The sequence below is a fragment of the Methylobacterium sp. UNC300MFChir4.1 genome (genome assembly GCF_900110155.1).
Taxonomy (GTDB): domain Bacteria; phylum Pseudomonadota; class Alphaproteobacteria; order Rhizobiales; family Beijerinckiaceae; genus Methylobacterium.
In genome coordinates this window covers 260,512-276,911 of the sequence record NZ_FOCS01000005.1, presented here as the reverse complement: position 1 = coordinate 276,911, position 16,400 = coordinate 260,512, and the positions used below count along the sequence as shown (strand labels likewise).

The following is a 16,400-nucleotide window of genomic DNA, read 5'->3' as shown; positions in this document are numbered from 1 at the left end:
AGCCGGATAATCCCAGAGCGATTTTCTCAGGTCTGTGCTCGGCTCGACTTGTCAGGATCTGTGACGCACCCGCGGCGTTCCGGTGCCGCGTTGAGGCCGAAATCGGCCGCTGCGCCAAGTCCCTGGCGGGTTCGGGGCCTTCGCCGAGACCGCACGATCGGGCCGCCCCGGCGCGGCTCCCGACGCCGCTCCGGCGCGGGTCCGCGCCGGCGGATCGCGTCGTCGGCCGGACCGTTTCCCGCGCCACCGATGCCGGAAAGCAACGGATCGGCCCCGGTCCCGCGACCGCGCCGTCCCGGCCGGCGATAGCGCCGCCCGCCCCGGCCGCGCCCCCGGACGCCTTGCATCCGCGCGCCCGGCGGGACACATCCCCTCACCCGGACGCGACACCCGCGCGCGACGGGACCCGACGGGAGAGATGATGACGGAGATCGGCCACGGCTTGCTCGCTCACAGGACCGGCGCGCCGGTGGCCGAGGTCCGGCCGCGACGCTTCAGCGTCCACGGGCAGGAGATCACCGACGACTACGCGTGGCTGAAGGCCGAGAACTGGCAGACGGTCCTGAAGGACCCGGCCGCGCTGCCGGAGGACATCGCCGCCTACCTGAACGCCGAGAACGCCTTCGCCGAGGCGGCGCTCGCCGGGAGCGCGGAGCTCCGGCGGCAGCTCGTCGCCGAGATGCGCGGGCGGATCCAGGAGGACGAGAGCGGCGTCCCCGAGCCGGACGGGCCCTTCGCCTACTACACCCGCCACCGCGAGGGCGGGCAGCACCCTCTGATCTGCCGGCGGCCGGCCACATCACCCGACGTGCCCGAGTCGGGCTTGGACCCGGACGAGACGATCCTCATCGACGGCGACCGCGAGGGTGAGGGCCTGCCGTTCTTCGAGATCGCCGCCGCGGTGCATTCCGACGACCACGCCCGGCTCGCCTGGAGCGCCGACACCAAGGGCTCGGAACTCTACACGATCCGGGTGCGCGACGTCGCCACCGGCCTCGATCTCGACGACCGGGTCGAGGCGACCTCCGGCGAGGCGGTCTGGGCCGCGGACGGCGCGAGCTTCTGGTACGTGGCGGTGGACGCCAACCACCGCCCCGCCAAGGTGATGCGCCACCGCGTCGGCACTGGGCATAGCGAGGACGAGACCGTCTACACGGAGGCCGATGCCGGCTACTTCGTCCACATCGGCAAGACGCAGTCCGGCGCCTTCCTCGACGTGACGGTGAGCGACCACGAGACCTCCGAGGTCCGGCTGCTCGACCGGCACGCGGAGGACGCCCCGTTGCGCCTCGTCGAGCCGCGCACGCCGCTGCTGATCTACGGCGTCGAGCACCGCGGCGACCGCCTGTTCATCCGCACCAACGCGGACGGCGCCGAGGACTTCAAGATCGTCACCGCGCCGCTCGACGATCCCGGCCGCGCCAACTGGACCGACCTTGTGCCGCACCGGCCCGGGGTGATGATCCGCCACCTGCACCTGCTGGCCGGCCACTTGGTCCGGCTGGAGATCGAGAACGCCAAGCCGCGGATCGTGGTGCGCGACCTCGCCGACGGCACCGAGCACGTCGTCGCCTTCGCCGAGGAGGCCTACTCCCTCGGCCTGCGGGCCGGGCTCGCCTTCGACACGGCCACGATCCGCTTCGTCTACTCGTCGATGACGACCCCGTCGGAGACCTGGGACTACGACTGCGCAACCCGAACCCGGCTCCTGCGCAAGCGGCAGGCGGTACCGAGCGGCCACGACCCGGCCGCCTACGTGACCCGGCGGCTCTTCGCCACCGCGCCGGACGGCGAGCAGGTGCCGATCTCGCTGCTGCACCGCCGGGACCTCGCCCTCGACGGCGGCGCGCCCCTGCTGCTCTACGGGTACGGCTCCTACGGCACGCTGATGCCGGCGGCGTTCCGCACGAACCTCCTGAGCCTCGTCGACCGCGGCTTCGTCTACGCGATCGCCCATATCCGCGGCGGCACCGAGAAGGGCTGGCGCTGGTACCTCGACGGCAAGCGCGAGAAGAAGCCCAACACCTTCACGGACTTCATCGCCTGCGCCCGCGCTCTAATCGACGCGCGCTACACGTCCGAGAAGCGCATCGTCGCCCATGGCGGGTCGGCGGGCGGGATGCTGATGGGGGCTGTGGCCAACCTCGCGCCGGAGCTGTTCGCCGGCATCGTCGCCGACGTGCCCTTCGTCGACGTGCTCAACACCATGCTCGACGCGGAGCTGCCGCTGACGCCGCCGGAATGGCCCGAATGGGGCAACCCGGGCGAGAGCGAGGCCGCCTTCCGGACGATCCTGTCCTACTCGCCCTACGACAACGTCGCCGCCAAGGACTACCCGGCGATCCTGGCGCTCGGCGGGCTGACCGACCCGCGGGTGACCTACTGGGAGCCGGCCAAGTGGGTCGCGCGGCTGCGCGCCACCATGACGGGCGGCGGGCCGGTGCTCCTGCGGATCAACATGGAGGCCGGCCACGGCGGCGCCGCCGGCCGGTTCGACCGGCTGGAGGAGGTGGCGCTGATCTACGCCTTCGCGCTCATGGCGGTGGGGAAGGCGTAGAGCCGCCGCCCGTGCGGGCGCGGCGCTCCAAGGGGTGCTGCGCCTGAGGCCGTCACGCTGGCCAGCCCCACCCCCGCCCTCAGGACGCGGCCGGCCTCACGGCCGGGCCTCGGCCGGCGCCGGTGGCTGGGCAGCACCCTCCTCCGGGTTGCGCGGCCGCCTCGCCGCCTCCTCGGCGGCCTTGTCGGCGGCAGTCCTGTCCGCAGCGGCCTTCTCGGACGCGGCCTTGAGGGCCGCCGCGCGGGCCCGATCCATCTCGATCCGGGCGCGGCGGCGCTGCCGCTCCACCTGGTCGGCCTCGGTCAGCTCGATCGTCTCCAGCTCGCGCTGCAGCACGAAGGCCGCGAGGCCGTTCGACAGGGTGCCGACGTCGAGCACCCGCTCGGGCGCGCCGAGCGGCCCGGTCAGGCCGAACTGGACCGCGGGCGGCCCGGCATTCCAGCCGCGGGGCACCGGGCCGCCCGCGAGCGTGCCGCGGGCGTCGAGGCGCCCGGCGCGCAGGTCGTAGCCGACGGTGCCGACCCAGCGGGCCGGCCCGAGATCGAGGTCGAACGGCCCGGCCCGCAGCACGCCCCCCACGATCGTGGCGGCGGCCCGGGTGGATCCGCGCGCCTGCGCTCCGCCCCGGGCGAGTTCCTCGGTGACGAGCGCCTGGAGCCGGCCCTCGCGGAGCGGGTCGTCCATCTCGGCCGCGCGGGCGAGAGCGCGGCCGAGCGCCGCGGGATCGGCCGCGGGCAGGCTCAGGTCCGTCAGGGTGAGCGCGCCGCTGCCCGAGAGGCTGTCGGCGAGGCCCGGCAGGGTCTCGGCCGTGGCGGCGAAGCGCAGGTCGGCGCTCAGGCGGCCGCCGAACGTGCCGCCGGCCAGGGTGGGGAGCGCCGCGCCGTCGAGGCTGCCCGAGCCCGAGACCGAGGCGCCGGCCCCGAGCCGGGCGATCGTCACCGAGCCCGCGAAGCGGCCGCCGGCGAGCTTGCCGGTCAGGTCGCGCAGGATCAGGCCCGCGTCGGCGAGGCCGAGGGCAGCGGTCGCGTCGGTGGCGACGAGGCCGCGGCCGAGATCCAGGCTGGCGACGCGGGCGTCGAGGGACAGGGCCGGATGAACGGCCGGCGGGCCGAACGCGCCGTTCGCCCCCGGCGGGATCACCAGGGCGGCCGCGAGCTGCGGGATCGACAGCCGGTCGAGGGCGAGGCGGCCGTGAAGGGCACCGCCTGCCGACCGCAGCAGCGTCCCGTTCACCCCCGCGCCCGCGACCGTGCCGGCGAGCGCGGCGGCGGCCTCGCCCTGCTGCCGCGACAGCGTGACGGTGAGGTCGGCCGGCCACGCCCCCGGTGCCAGGGTCGCGGCGCCGGCCAGCGTCAGGAACGGCGCCAGATCGGCCGTCTCGGCGCGGAGCGTGCCGCCGGTGGGGACGAAGTCGGGACCGACCAGGATCGGGCGGCCCGTACCGAGGCGCAGGCCCGCGACCGTGCCGTTCGCCGTCAGGGCGAGGGTCTGGCCCTCCGGCCGCTCGGCTGTCAGGCGCAGCTCGGCAGGTTGCTGCAGGCCGGCGAGGTCGGTGCGGCCGAACCACGCCCCCGCCCGCGGCGCCGTGAGGGTGGCAGCGCCGCCCTCGATCCGCGTGCCGCGGCTCGCGAGCGTCAGGTCGAGGGTGCCGCCGCCGGCACTGCCCCGGGCCTGGGTCCGCAGGGCCGCGGCCGCGCCGCCCTCCCGGTCGAGGGTGACGGCGAGGTCGAGGGGCGCGTCCCGCAGGAAGGCGGGCAGCAGGCGGATCTCGCCCACCCAGACCCGCTCGAGCAGGCCGAGCAGCGGCGCCGCCGCCGGCGCCTTGAGGCGCCCGGAGACGCGGCCGGTCCCGTCCGCGCCGATCTGCCCGGACAGCCGGGCGCTGGCGCCGGCGAGGTCGGTGACGTCGAGGCTGTCGACCGTCAGGCCGGCGCCGTCCGACTGGATCCGCGCCGCGATCGTGCCGGTACCGGAGCCCGCGGTGCCGAACCGGACGTCCTTCGCCTCGAGCGTCAGGGCGAGGTCGGTGTCGCGCAGGGTGCCGAGGGTCGTCCCGAGGGGCGGCAGGCCGGCGATGTCGAGGCCGGTGGCGCGGATCTGGGCCTCGAACCGCCCGCGCTCGGCGCCCTCGGCGGCGGTGTAGCGGGCGTTCCCGGTGATCCGCGCCGGCCCGAGGCCGAGGCGCATGTTGCGCAGGGATAGGCCGGTCCCGGCGGCCGACAGGTCGGCGGCGGCCTCGATCTTCCGCCCGTCGAGCAGCGCGACGAGCGGCCCCTCGGCGCCGAGGCGGCGCAGGTAGCGGCCGAGCGCATCCGAGTCGGGGGCGGCGAGCGCCACCGGGCCGGAGAAGCGCAGCGGCGCCGTCTCGACCTGCCCGCTCGCCGTGACGGTGGACTCGGCCGGGCCGGTCACCGCGAAGCGGCGCAGCAGCAGGCCGCCGGCCCGCTCCAGGGTGCCGGTGAGGGCGAGGTTCGACCATTCCTCGCCGCCCAGCACGGCGCTGCCCACGGTGAGGTCGAGGTCGAGCATCGCCGGCAGGCTGCCGGCCGAGCGCGGCAGGCCGCGGGCGATCAGGCTCTGCCCCTCCGCCGAGGCCAGGAAGGCGTCGAGGTCGAGGCGGCGGGCGTCCAGGGTCAGGCCGGCGCGCCACTGGCGCAGGTCGAGCCGTCCGGTGCCGCCGAGCCGCAGGGCCCGGCCGCCGGGGTCGATGGCGAGGTCGACGGCCTCGAAGCGCACCTGCGTGCCCCGGGCCTTGAAGGTGCCGGCCAGCGAGAACGGCAGGTAGGCGCCGGCCGCCTGGGTCGGCGGCCCGACGACGAGGCGGGCGGAGCCCTCGGCCTCGACCTGGGCGCCGCCGGATTCGGCGGGGACGAGGCCGAACCGCGCGTCCGCCTCGAAGCGCGGCATCGCGTCGCCGCCGCCGGAGATCTTGGCGGCGAGGCGCCCGTCCGGTCCCGGCGTGCCGCTGACCGCCCGGAACGGGACGCCGCCGCTCGTCCCCTCGATCCGCCAGGGCCCGACCAGGGCCGGCGCCTGCAGGCGCAGGTCCTGGACGTAGAGCTGGTCGGTCCGCCCGGTGGCGGGGACCTGCGTGGTGACGAGGAACTGCTGGATGTGCAGGTTCTCGATGGCGAGGTCGCGGTCGCGCAGGGCCCCGCCGAAATCGGGCGGCAGCTTCAGCGTGTCCGGGCCGGCGACCGGGAGCTTGATCTCGGCCCGGCCGATCCGGGTCTCGGTGAAGCGGAACTCGCCCTTGAGGAGCGGCGCCAGGGCGATCTCGGCCTTGACGAACCGAGCATCCAGGCTCGGGCGGTCCGGATCGGCGCCGAGGTGGAGGCGGTCGACGCGCAGCCGCGGCGAGGGCAGCAGGCGGACCTCGATCCGGCCGTCGGTCCGGACCGGAACGCCCAGGGACCGGGCGAGCGCCCGCTCGACGAGCCCGCGATGGGCCTGCCAGTCGACGAAGGGCGGGACTGCGAGCGCCGCCACGAGAACCAGGATGACGGCGCACGCCAGCGCGGTCAGAAGATCACGCAATGGTCCCGTTCCGCACCATCTCTGCGCGAGGCCGCGACCTCACCGGGCCGCCGTGCCCCGCGTGCCCCCGCGAGTCAGTCGCCACGGCCATAGCACGATAAGCCGCCGGGGGCGCCAGCGGCGATGCCACGGTCCCGAGCGGCGGTCGGGGCACGCGCGAGGTTCCTCGGGCATCCCGGGCCCGCGGCCTATGGATCGCGCGATCGGCCGCGGAACGCGACCAGCCCGAAGGACGCGGATCACCCCGGCGCGGACAGCCGCGCTTAATGGCTCCGCGCCCCCGCCGCGGCGCGAACGGCCTCGACGCCGTTCGCGATTTGGTCCAGGGAAGCAGGATGCAGAACCGCCCGCATCCGCAACCCGCCGGGGACGGCGCGCCCGCCACGTCCATCGCCGCCCGCGCCATGGGCGCCCTCCGGCGCGACGCGGCCGGCTACCTCGAGGGGCTCAACCCCGAGCAGCGCCGCGCCGTCGAGACCACGGAGGGCCCGGTCCTGGTGCTGGCCGGGGCCGGCACCGGCAAGACCCGGGTGCTGACCACCCGCATCGCCCACCTGATCGCCACCAACCGGGCGCGCCCCTTCGACATCTTGGCGGTGACCTTCACCAACAAGGCCGCCCGGGAAATGAAGCACCGGATCGGCGCGCTGATCGGGCCGGCCGGCGAGGGCATGCCGTGGCTGGGCACCTTCCACGCCATCGGCACCAAGATCCTGCGCCGCCACGCCGAGCTGGTCGGGCTGAAATCCGACTTCACCATCCTCGGCACCGACGACCAGCTCCGGCTGATGAAGCAGGTCATCGCCGACCAGAACGTCGACGAGAAGCGCTGGCCGGCCCGGGCCCTGTCCCACGCCATCGACGGCTGGAAGAACCGCGGCCTCGGCCCCGAGCAGGTGCCTCCGGGCGAGGCCTCGGCCTTCGCATTCGGCAAGGGCGGCGCCCTCTACACCGCCTACCAGGCCCGGCTGGCGACGCTGAACGCCGTCGATTTCGGCGATCTCCTGCTGCTCTGCCTCAAGCTCTGGCGGGAGAACCCCGACGTCCTGGCCAATTACCAGGACCGGTTCCGCTACATCCTGGTCGACGAGTACCAGGACACCAATGTCGCTCAGTACCTGTGGCTGCGCCTCCTGGCGCAATCCCGCAAGAACATCGCCTGCGTCGGCGACGACGACCAGTCGATCTACGGCTGGCGCGGGGCCGAGGTCGACAACATCCTGCGCTTCGAGCACGACTTCCCGGGCGCGGTGGTGGTGCGCCTGGAGCGCAACTACCGCTCCACGGGCCACATCCTTGCCGCCGCCTCCGGGCTGATCGCCAGGAACGAGAGCCGCCTCGGCAAGACCCTGCGCACCGACGACGAGCCGGGCGAGCGCGTCACCGTGACGGGCGCGTGGGATTCGGAAGAGGAGGCGCGGATGCTCGCCGAGTCGATCGAGTCCCTCCAGTCCAAGCAGCATCCCCTGTCGGAGATCGCCGTGCTGGTGCGGATCTCGGCGCAGATGCGCGAGATCGAGGACCGGTTCGTCCAGCTCGGGCTGCCCTACCGGGTCATCGGCGGCCCGCGCTTCTACGAGCGCGCCGAGATCCGCGACGCGCTGGCCTACCTGCGCGCCACCGTGAACGTCAGCGACGACCTCGCCTTCGAGCGGATCGTGAACACGCCCAAGCGCGGCCTGGGCGACGCCACTCTGCAGCAGCTCCACACCTACGGCCGCGCCAACCGGCTGCCTCTGCGCATCGCCGCCGCGCGCCTGTGCGAGACCGACGAGCTGAAGCCCCGGGTCCGCTCGACCCTGCGGGCGCTGACCGAGAGTTTCTCGCGATGGGCGCGGCTCGCGGAGACGCAGCCGCACAGCGAGGTCGCGCAGACCATCCTGGAGGAGTCCGGCTACACCGAGATGTGGCAGAAGGACCGCTCCGCCGACGCCGCCGGCCGGCTGGAGAACCTGAAGGAATTCGTCCGCTCCATGGAGGAGTTCCCCGACCTCGCCGCCTTCCTGGAGCACGTCTCCCTGGTGATGGAGGCCTCGGAGGCGGAGGGCGCCGAGCGGGTCTCGCTGATGACGCTCCACGCCGCCAAGGGGCTCGAGTTCGACACCGTGTTCCTCCCCGGCTGGGAGGACGGCCTGTTCCCGAACCAGCGGGCGCTCGACGAGAGCGGCCGGGCGGGCCTGGAGGAAGAGCGGCGCCTCGCCCATGTCGGGCTGACCCGGGCGCGCAAGCGCGCGAAGCTGTCCTTCGCGGTCAACCGGCGCATCCACGGCCTCTGGTCCTCGACCATCCCGTCCCGGTTCATCGACGAGCTGCCCGAGACGGCGGTCGACGTGGTCGAGGCCCCGGCGCACTTCTCCGCCGGCGCCTCGCGGTTCGACCGCAACCCGACGCCGTTCGGATCGAGCTACGGCACGCCGGGCTGGCAGCGCGCGCAGGCCAACACCGCGCCGGGCGGCCGGTCCGGGTTCGGATCGGGGTCCGGAAGCGGCTTCCGCTCGGCGGGCCCGGGCGGCCGGTCCGGGGGCCAGTCCGGCGGTCCCCGCCAGATCGAGGGCGAGCTGATCGCCAAGTCGACGGGCGCGCCCTCGGCCTTCCAGGGCGGCCAGCGGGTCTTCCACACCAAGTTCGGCCCCGGAACGGTCGCGGCGGTCGACGGCAACAAGCTGACCGTTGACTTCGACAAGGCCGGCCGGAAGATGGTCCTCGACAGCTTTGTCCAGGCCGGATCGAGCTAGTCCCGCCGACCAAGCCCGGACGTGTCAGGGCGGCAGGGTCGGCCGGCTTCGCCCGCGCTGGCGGGGAGGATCGCGACCGTGCCGGATGCCGCGTTACCGCGACACCACCGTCCCGAACCTGATGCATCCGCGCCAGCCGCGCGGCTTTTTCGAAGCCCCTTCACCGACCGTCACCCCTTAGTCACACCCGGCGCGCAATCGTCGGGCGCGAATCGCACTGGTGCGCCAGTTGCATCGCGTATTCGGCCGCGCACGGAACGTCGTGACGCTCTCCACAGGCGGACGAGCGCGGGGCGGAACCTTCGGCCTTGGGCCGGTATTAAGTTCCGCAAGCGAGTAGAACCGGGAGCAAGCAGGTAAACGGCAGTTCAGAAACAGATCCAGGTTGGCAAGTCCCGTTGGAGTGTACATCCATGAAGAGACGCCGCGCACGACTTGAACTGGTTGAAGACCGCACGTCCCGCATTCATCGCACACGCTTCGACGAAGAACGCAATCTCGCTCCCATCCAGCCGCTCACCGAACGCCAAGCCGAGTACCTCGACGCCCTCGCCCGCTCGCCGCAGGTCATCGTCCTGGGGCCCGCCGGCACCGGCAAGACCTTCATCGCCGGCACCCGCGCGGCGGACCAGCTCCGCCAGCGCCGCATCGCCAAGGTGGTCATCACCCGCCCGAACGTGCCCTCCGGCCGGTCGCTGGGCTACTTCCCCGGCACCCTGGAAGAGAAGATCGCCCCCTGGGTCGCCCCCCTCACCGAGGCCATGAAGGAGCGCATGGGCGCCGCCGCCTTCGAGATCGCCCTGAAGACCGGCGACATCGAGATCGTCCCCTTCGAGGTGATGCGCGGCCGAACCTTCAAGAACTGCCTCGTGATCCTCGACGAGGCGCAGAACACGACGATCAACGAGATCAAGATGTTCCTGACCCGGATCGGCGACGATTGCCAGGTCATCATCAACGGCGACGTCTCGCAGACGGATCTCCGCGAGACCTCGGGCCTGCGCACCGTCATGCACATGGTCAAGAGCCGGATGATGCCGATCCCGGTGGTGGAGTTCACCCGCAACGACATCGTCCGCTCCGGCATCTGCGCCGAGTGGGTGAAGGCGTTCGAGGAAACGAATCTCTAAATCGGAAGTTGATGGCGGCGGGTCCTCGCAGACCCGCCGTGCCGTCCCCCGGCACGAGACGACTCTCCGCACCTCCCTTTCGGGAGGATGAACCGGGCGCCGAGCCCGGCCTTCAGAGAACTGGAGTCTCCTCGTGAGGAAACTGACCTTCGCCTTCGCCGTGCTGGCCTCGCTCGGCGGCGCTGCCCTCGTCCAGCCGGCCTCGGCCGCCCCCGCGATGCCCGGCGCCGTGTCGGCGCCCGACGCGGTGACGCATGTCCGGATGACTCCCATGGAGCGGCGCATGATGCATCGCCGCATGGAGCGGCGCATGATGCACCGCCGCATGGAGCGCCGGATGATGCATCACCGCATGCACCGCCGCATGCACCGCATGTGATTGAACGGCGGAGTGGGGTCTTCCGGCCCCGCTCCGCTCGCCCGGCCGGAACCGGGCGTTGCTCCCCGTTCCGAAGATTCCTATCTCGTCGTCTCGAATCGCGCCGTCAGGCGGCCGCCGCGGCAGCCGGCCGATCCGGGAGACCCCGATGCCCCCCTCCAATCGACTGTTCGACGACCTCGCCCGCCTCATGACGGACGCCGCCGGCGCCGCCCAGGGCGTCCGCCGCGAGGCCGAGACCGTGGTCCGGGCGCAGCTCGAGCGCGTCGTCCGCGACCTCGACATCGCCTCCCGCGAAGAGCTCGACGTGCTCCGCGACCTCGTGACCCAGCTCCAGGCGCAGAACGAGGCCCTGACGGCCCGCGTGGCGGCCCTGGAGACGCGATCCGGGAGCGCCGGAGCGGGCGCCGCGGGCCTGAGCGAGGTGGTCTGAGTCTCCGCGGCAACGCCGCGGGCTTTTACACAGGAAGCGGCGTCGACGATCCGGTTTCCTGTTCACTGAATGTGACCTGCACTTTGTGTCGCGAGTCACGGCCGGTCTATAGTCGGGCATAGGGTGATTCGGGGGCTGCGGGGCGATGTCCGCAGAGCTTCGACAGTCGATCGCGTCACCGCCGGCCTAGATCTGCCGGTCGTTCCAGTTCTCGGAGTGTTCTCGCGCTCCGGTTTCGCGTCACCGCCACGTCGGGCCGGATCTCGTCCGGGTCGTCCTTTTGGATCGTCATGCCGCTTCTCAACGTCGACTTCCACGACCCGGACCGGAATGAGCATCCGCTCGACGTCGTCGAGCGGCTGGCCTCCCTGCGCGACTGGATCTTCGACCGGGCCGAGACCGACGAGATGTCGGTCACGAGCCCCGGTCGCTGGACCGACTACAACGTCGCCTTCACGTGGATCGAGGACGTCGAGGCGCTCCACGTCGCCTGCGCCTTCGACCTCAAGGTGCCGGAGCGGCAGCGCACCGAGGTGATGCGCCTGATCGCGCTGATCAACGAGCAGCTCTGGGTCGGCCATTTCGACCTCTGGACGACCGACAGCGTGGTGATGTTCCGGCACGCGCTCCTGCTGACCGGCGGCGCCGTCCCGACCCACCCGCAATGCGCCACGATGATGAAGACGGCGGTCGACGCCTGCGAGCGCTACTTCCAGGCGTTCCAGTTCGTCCTCTGGGCCGGCAAGAGCGCCCGCGAGGCCCTCGACGCCGTCCTGTTCGAGACCGAAGGCGAGGCGTGACCGCCCCCGGCGCCTCCACGGCGCGGATGCCCGCCTCCCTGGTCCTGGCCGGGGCCGGCAAGATGGGCGGCGCGATGCTGGCGGGCTGGCTGGAGGCGGGCCTCGATCCCCGCCGCACCACCATCATCGACCCGGTACCCGTGCGCCCGATCGTGGATCTCTGCGCCGAGCGGGGCATCGCCCTGAACCCGTCCGATCCCGAGCCCGGCGACGTTCTGGTCCTCGGGATCAAGCCGCAGGGCCTGGACACGGCGGCCCCCGGGCTCGATCGGCTCATCGGCCGCGACACGCTCCTCGTCTCGATCCTGGCAGGCAAGACCGTCGCGGATCTCCGCGGCCGGCTGCCGCGGGCGCGGGCGATCGTCAGGGCGATGCCCAACCTGCCGGCGAGCATCGGCCGGGGCGCCACCGGTGCCTGTGCGAGCTCGGAGGTCACCCCCGCGCAGCGGGCGGCCGCCGAGGCCCTGTTCGCGGCCAACGGCGCCGTGGCGTGGCTCGCCGACGAGGCGCAGATCGACGCCGTGACGGCGGTCTCGGGCTCCGGACCGGCCTACGTCTTCCTCCTGGCCGAGACGCTGGCGGAGGCCGGCATCGCGGCCGGCCTGGAGCCCGACGTTGCCCGCCGCCTCGCCCGGGCGACCGTGGCGGGAGCCGGCGCGCTCCTCGATGCCAGCCCGGCCGAGGCGGCGGAGTTGCGCCGCAACGTCACGTCGCCCGGCGGCACCACCGCGGCGGCCCTGGACGTGCTGATGCGGGAGGACGGCCTCGGCGCGCTGATGCGCGAGGCCGTGGCCGCGGCCCGTCGGCGGGCGGGGGAACTGTCCGGCTGACATCGGGCGTCGGCATCGGGGACTGACATCGGGCGGCGCCCGTGCGGCATGGCCGCGCGACGGACCTGCCCTTCGCGGCCCGCCCGCCTACATGAGGCCACACGACCGATCAGACCGGGCGACCGATCCATGACCGACAGCAAAGCCCCCTCGAAGCGGCCCCGCAAGGCCGCGAGCCCCGCCAAGGCGGGCGACGCGCAGGAAGGCGCTGCCCGAGAGAGCGCTGCCCACGCGAGCGTCGCGCAGGAGAGCGAGGCGCGGGGGAGCGGCCAGACCGGGACAGCCGATTCGGGGGAGCAGGGCGGCGCGCCGAAGCTGTCGCCCCGGGAGGCCGCCGTCGAGGCCCTGATGCGCCTCGCCGCCGAGCAGCCCTGGAACGACATCGAGGTCAGCGACATCGCCCGAGAGGCGGGCCTGACGCTCGCCGAGCTGCGCGACCTGTTCCCGTCGAAGGGGGCGGTCCTCGGCGGGCTGACCCGCATCATCGACCGCAAGGTTCTGGAGGGCGATCTCACGGGTCTCGAGGAGGAGCCGACCCGCGAGCGGCTGTTCGACGTGCTGATGCGCCGCCTCGACGCCATGGAGCCCTACAAGCCGGCGCTGCGCCGGATCGCCTACGCGCTTCGGGGCGAGCCGCTCTCGATGCTGGCGCTGAACGGCGTGATGCTGAACTCGCACCGCTACATGCTGGCGGCGGCCGGGATCGACACCGAGGGGTCGCTCGGGCAGCTCAAGCTGCAGGGCGTGGTCATCGCCTTCGCCCGCGTGACCCAGGTCTGGCTGGACGACGACGATCCGGCGCTCGCCCGGACGATGGCGCGGCTCGACAAGGAGATCCGCAACGGTGAGCGCATCATGGAGCGGGCCGAGGACGTTCGCCGCCTGACGGCGCCCCTGCGCGCCATCGGCCGCTCGTTCCTGGACCGGCGGCCGCGCGACCGGCGGAGCCGCGACGGCGACGGTGACGAGAGCGACCCCGCTGCCGCCATCTAGACCGGTCGCTCACGCGGCCTGGATGTCGCTGAGGAAGCTGTCGACCTCGCGCTTGACCGTCAGGGACTGCGTCGCCAGTTCGGCCGCCGCGCTCTGAACCTGCGCGGCGGCGCTCCCGGCCTCCCGGGCGGCGGCCAGCACGCGCGCCACGTTGGCCGAGACGCCCTCCGTCCCCCGCGCCGCCTCGCCGGCATTGCGCGAGATCTCGCCGGTGGCCGCCGTCTGCTGCACCACCGTCGCCGCGATGGCGCCGCTGATCTCGTTCACGGAGGCGATCGTGCGGGCGATCTGCGCCATCGCCTCCGCGGCCTGCCCGGAGGCCGCCTGGATCGCGGCGATCTGGCCGCCGATCTCCTCGGTCGCCCGCGCCGTCTGGGCAGCGAGCTCCTTCACTTCGGAGGCCACGACGGCGAAACCGCGTCCCGCCTCGCCGGCCCGCGCCGCCTCGATGGTGGCGTTGAGGGCGAGCAGGTTGGTCTGGTTCGCGATGCCGGAGATCATCATCACGGCGGCCCCGATCTGCTCGGCGGCGGCGTGCAGGCTCGCCATGGCGGCGTTGGTCGCCTCGGCCTCGTGGGCGGCGTGACCGGCCACCGCGTTCGAGCGCACGACCTGCCGCTCGATCTCCTGGAGCGAGGAGACCATCTCCTCGGCGGCGGCCGCGACGGTCTGGACGTTGGCCGAGGTCTGGGCGGCGGCCGAGCTCGACGTCACGGCCTGGCTGTTGGTGTTGTCGGCCACCCGGGTCATCGCCTGCGCGGTCGCGTCGAGTTCGCTGGTCGCCGCCGTGACGATGTCGAGCGAGGCGGCGATCTTCGCCTGGAAGGCGTGGACACGCTGCTCGACCCGCTCGGCCCGGCGCAGGCGGGCCTCCCGCTCGGCGGCCTGCGCCGCCTCGAGCTCCGCCCGCGCGACCGCGTTCTGGCGGAAGACGTCGACGGCCTTGGCCATCGCGCCCATCTCGTCGGTCGCCGCGCGGTACGGCACCGCGACGTGAAGATCGCCCTCGGCCAGCCGCGTCATCGCCTCCGTCATGCCGGCGACCGGTCGGATGACGCTGCGGGCCAGCACGAAGGCCAGGACGCCCCCGAGGAGCAGGGCCGCGGCGACCAGGCCGATCAGGATGTACCGGGCCCGCCTCGCCGCCAGGGCGGTCTCCCGGGAAATCGTCTCGCCGGCGGCCACGATCCGGTCGCGCAGCGCGATGCCGAGCCGGTCGATCGCGTCGGCGTGGGGCTTGATCCCGGTCTCGAACGTCGCCTTCGCCGACGCCACCGCCCGATCGTACGTGCGGAAGCCGGCCGCGGCGGCGATCAGCGCGTCGCGGACGGCCCTGACCTGCTGCCCGAAGACCGCGCCGCCCTGCGCGTCCTTGAACGCGTCCAGGGTCGCCAGAGCCTGCTCGACCCGCTGCTCGAAGGCGTCGCGGTCTTGTGCGTCCAGGCCGATCACGAAGCGGGCCGACGCGATGCGGGACCGCAGGACGGCGTTCTCGACGTGCTCGACCCGCGCGAGCATCGTCTCGCCGGCCCGGGCGCGCACGTCCGCGAGCAGGCTCGCGAGAAGGGTGGTGAGCGCGTTGCCGGTCTCGTAGAGCTTCGTCCTGGCCTCGCGCAGGCTCGCCCCCGACGCCGCGAGGCGTTCCAGCTCCGGCTTCATCGCGCGGGCGGCCTCCCGCACGTCGTCGTAGAGCTTCCGCCCCCCGTCCGTCATGGCCAGCGAGAAGTACCGGTCGCAGGTCTGCTCGATCGCCTGTCGGGCCTGCTCCATCGCGGCGATCAGGTCGGGATCCGGCTGGAGCCGGTACCGTTCGGCCGTCCCGACGAGGCGTGCGGCGTGACCGTCGATCATCAGGACCGATTGCGCCCCCCGCTCCACGCGCTCCTGAAGCGCGTGGTCCGCGCCGATGACAGCCTGCTGGTAGATCGCGAATGCGCCGATGATGCCCGTGATCATGACGAGCATCGCAAATCCCGTGTAGAGACGAGCGCGTATCCCAGTTCTCACAGACGTATCTTCCACAGAAGAGGCCAGACTTTCGGCCTTACGATAGACGATACGATCATGACAACATCGTGTCGCGCGATCAAGTTCAACTTGTATTATAGATGATAGACGACAATACTTAGAGACAGACCCGATATCTCGGGCGCTCGAGGTGACCAAACCTGCCGGGCTGCGCGCGCAAACGGCAATCGGTGCGTTCTCGTCGCGATGGATCAGTTCTGACGGCGCCTCCCGGTCCGCCCGGAAGCTTCGCCCTGCGCGTGTCCGCTGCCGAGCGGCGTCGAGACTTCCCGCGGTACACGCTCGCGCTGGATCACGCGGGCGATGCACTTGCATTGCGGCACGGTCCGGCCCGCGTTGCTGACATCGGGCAGGAAGACCCGCGCTACAGTTCCGACCTTCGGGGCGACATGGCGACGGCCTGAAGCTCGTCGGCCGCGATTCGATCGACGGGTCGCGCAGACCCTCGGCTCGCGGGCCGTCCGGGTCGATCAGGCCTCGCGCCGGAGTTCAGGCGGCGCGGCTCGCCAGCGCCTCGCGCATGGTCGTGGCGATCATCCCGTTCTGGAACTGGTCGCGCGGGACCAGCAGCGCGTCGGGCACGCGGACCGACGCCTCCGGCCCCATGGCGTCGACCGGGTCGCTGGCGAGGATGATGCGCAGGGCCGGGCGCAGGGCCCGGGCCTCGACGGCCAGCTGCGCGCAGCACAGGCCGCCCTGGAGCGCGGTATCGACCACCAGCACGTCCACCGGCAGGCCCAGGGCCAGCACCGTCATGGCATCGACGCCGCGGTCGCAGGCGGTGACCTGGTAGCCCAGCATCCGGACCTGGGCCGAGACCTCGTCGCGCCAGCGCTTGTGGCGGCCGACGACCAGAACCTGGATCCGGTAGCAGCTGCCCTGGGGAAGGCTGCTCGAGGCAGTCTCGTCGTCGGCTGGGGGCATTCCGCACTCGACTTCGCGCTGGCTTTGCGATGCAGCATGCTAAGCTGGGATGCA

11 protein-coding genes are annotated in these 16,400 nt (G+C 72.9%); 8 read left to right on the top strand and 3 right to left on the bottom strand.

Features of this window, described 5'->3' with window-relative positions:
- Positions 1–421: 421 nt before the first annotated feature.
- A complete protein-coding gene (locus BMY19_RS10250; RefSeq protein WP_100251632.1) occupies positions 422–2,557 on the top strand; it encodes a S9 family peptidase in 2,136 nt (711 codons plus the stop codon).
- 96 nt (positions 2,558–2,653) lie between these two features.
- On the opposite strand, the gene BMY19_RS10245 is transcribed toward BMY19_RS10250, so the two are convergent.
- Positions 2,654–6,094: an AsmA family protein gene (locus tag BMY19_RS10245; RefSeq protein ID WP_100251608.1), complete on the bottom strand. Its 3,441-nt coding sequence runs from the start codon at positions 6,092–6,094 to the stop codon at positions 2,654–2,656.
- 335 nt (positions 6,095–6,429) lie between these two features.
- On the opposite strand from BMY19_RS10245, the gene BMY19_RS10240 reads away from it, so the two are divergent.
- The 7 genes from BMY19_RS10240 to BMY19_RS10210 all read left to right on the top strand — a co-directional run bounded on the left by BMY19_RS10240 (position 6,430) and on the right by BMY19_RS10210 (position 13,394).
- On the top strand, positions 6,430–8,829 hold the full coding sequence (locus BMY19_RS10240) for an ATP-dependent helicase (protein ID WP_100251607.1): 2,400 nt from the start codon (positions 6,430–6,432) through the stop codon (positions 8,827–8,829).
- 413 nt (positions 8,830–9,242) lie between these two features.
- Positions 9,243–9,959 carry a PhoH family protein gene (locus BMY19_RS10235; RefSeq protein WP_012321860.1) on the top strand — a complete coding sequence of 239 codons (717 nt, stop codon included), beginning with the start codon at positions 9,243–9,245 and terminating at the stop codon, positions 9,957–9,959.
- 133 nt (positions 9,960–10,092) lie between these two features.
- Positions 10,093–10,338 carry a hypothetical protein gene (locus BMY19_RS10230; protein WP_020090940.1) on the top strand — a complete coding sequence of 82 codons (246 nt, stop codon included), beginning with the start codon at positions 10,093–10,095 and terminating at the stop codon, positions 10,336–10,338.
- A 148-nt stretch (positions 10,339–10,486) separates the two neighbouring features.
- Positions 10,487–10,771, top strand: a complete 285-nt coding sequence (locus tag BMY19_RS10225; RefSeq protein ID WP_042673542.1) for an accessory factor UbiK family protein — start codon at positions 10,487–10,489, stop codon at positions 10,769–10,771.
- A 290-nt stretch (positions 10,772–11,061) separates the two neighbouring features.
- Complete coding sequence (locus tag BMY19_RS10220; protein ID WP_020090942.1) at positions 11,062–11,571, top strand: type III secretion system chaperone family protein; 510 nt, start codon at positions 11,062–11,064, stop codon at positions 11,569–11,571.
- A 26-nt stretch (positions 11,572–11,597) separates the two neighbouring features.
- Entirely contained in the window at positions 11,598–12,401 is an 804-nt protein-coding gene (proC, locus tag BMY19_RS10215) for a pyrroline-5-carboxylate reductase (protein WP_091676486.1), read from the top strand.
- A gap of 129 nt (positions 12,402–12,530) precedes the next feature.
- Positions 12,531–13,394, top strand: coding sequence for a TetR/AcrR family transcriptional regulator (locus tag BMY19_RS10210; protein WP_170862940.1), 864 nt, complete (start codon positions 12,531–12,533; stop codon positions 13,392–13,394).
- Between the two features lie 9 nt (positions 13,395–13,403).
- Here the strand turns inward: BMY19_RS10210 and BMY19_RS10205 are convergent, their stop codons facing one another.
- Both BMY19_RS10205 and BMY19_RS10200 read right to left on the bottom strand, forming a co-directional pair.
- Positions 13,404–15,350 carry a methyl-accepting chemotaxis protein gene (locus BMY19_RS10205; RefSeq protein ID WP_100251631.1) on the bottom strand — a complete coding sequence of 649 codons (1,947 nt, stop codon included), beginning with the start codon at positions 15,348–15,350 and terminating at the stop codon, positions 13,404–13,406.
- 561 nt (positions 15,351–15,911) lie between these two features.
- Positions 15,912–16,346: a response regulator gene (locus BMY19_RS10200; RefSeq protein WP_020090945.1), complete on the bottom strand. Its 435-nt coding sequence runs from the start codon at positions 16,344–16,346 to the stop codon at positions 15,912–15,914.
- Between the last annotated feature and the right edge of the window lie 54 nt (positions 16,347–16,400).

Excerpts from the sequence above, each read along its gene's own strand:
- BMY19_RS10240 (WP_100251607.1), top strand. The coding sequence starts at position 6,430 with ATGCAGAACCGCCCGCATCCGCAACCCGCCGGGGACGGCGCGCCCGCC.
- proC (WP_091676486.1), top strand. The coding sequence starts at position 11,598 with ATGCCCGCCTCCCTGGTCCTGGCCGGGGCCGGCAAGATGGGCGGCGCG.
- BMY19_RS10235 (WP_012321860.1), top strand. The coding sequence starts at position 9,243 with ATGAAGAGACGCCGCGCACGACTTGAACTGGTTGAAGACCGCACGTCC.
- BMY19_RS10205 (WP_100251631.1), bottom strand. The coding sequence starts at position 15,350 with ATGATCACGGGCATCATCGGCGCATTCGCGATCTACCAGCAGGCTGTC.
- BMY19_RS10210 (WP_170862940.1), top strand. The coding sequence starts at position 12,531 with ATGACCGACAGCAAAGCCCCCTCGAAGCGGCCCCGCAAGGCCGCGAGC.
- BMY19_RS10225 (WP_042673542.1), top strand. The coding sequence starts at position 10,487 with ATGCCCCCCTCCAATCGACTGTTCGACGACCTCGCCCGCCTCATGACG.
- BMY19_RS10200 (WP_020090945.1), bottom strand. The coding sequence starts at position 16,346 with ATGCCCCCAGCCGACGACGAGACTGCCTCGAGCAGCCTTCCCCAGGGC.
- BMY19_RS10220 (WP_020090942.1), top strand. The coding sequence starts at position 11,062 with ATGCCGCTTCTCAACGTCGACTTCCACGACCCGGACCGGAATGAGCAT.
- BMY19_RS10250 (WP_100251632.1), top strand. The coding sequence starts at position 422 with ATGACGGAGATCGGCCACGGCTTGCTCGCTCACAGGACCGGCGCGCCG.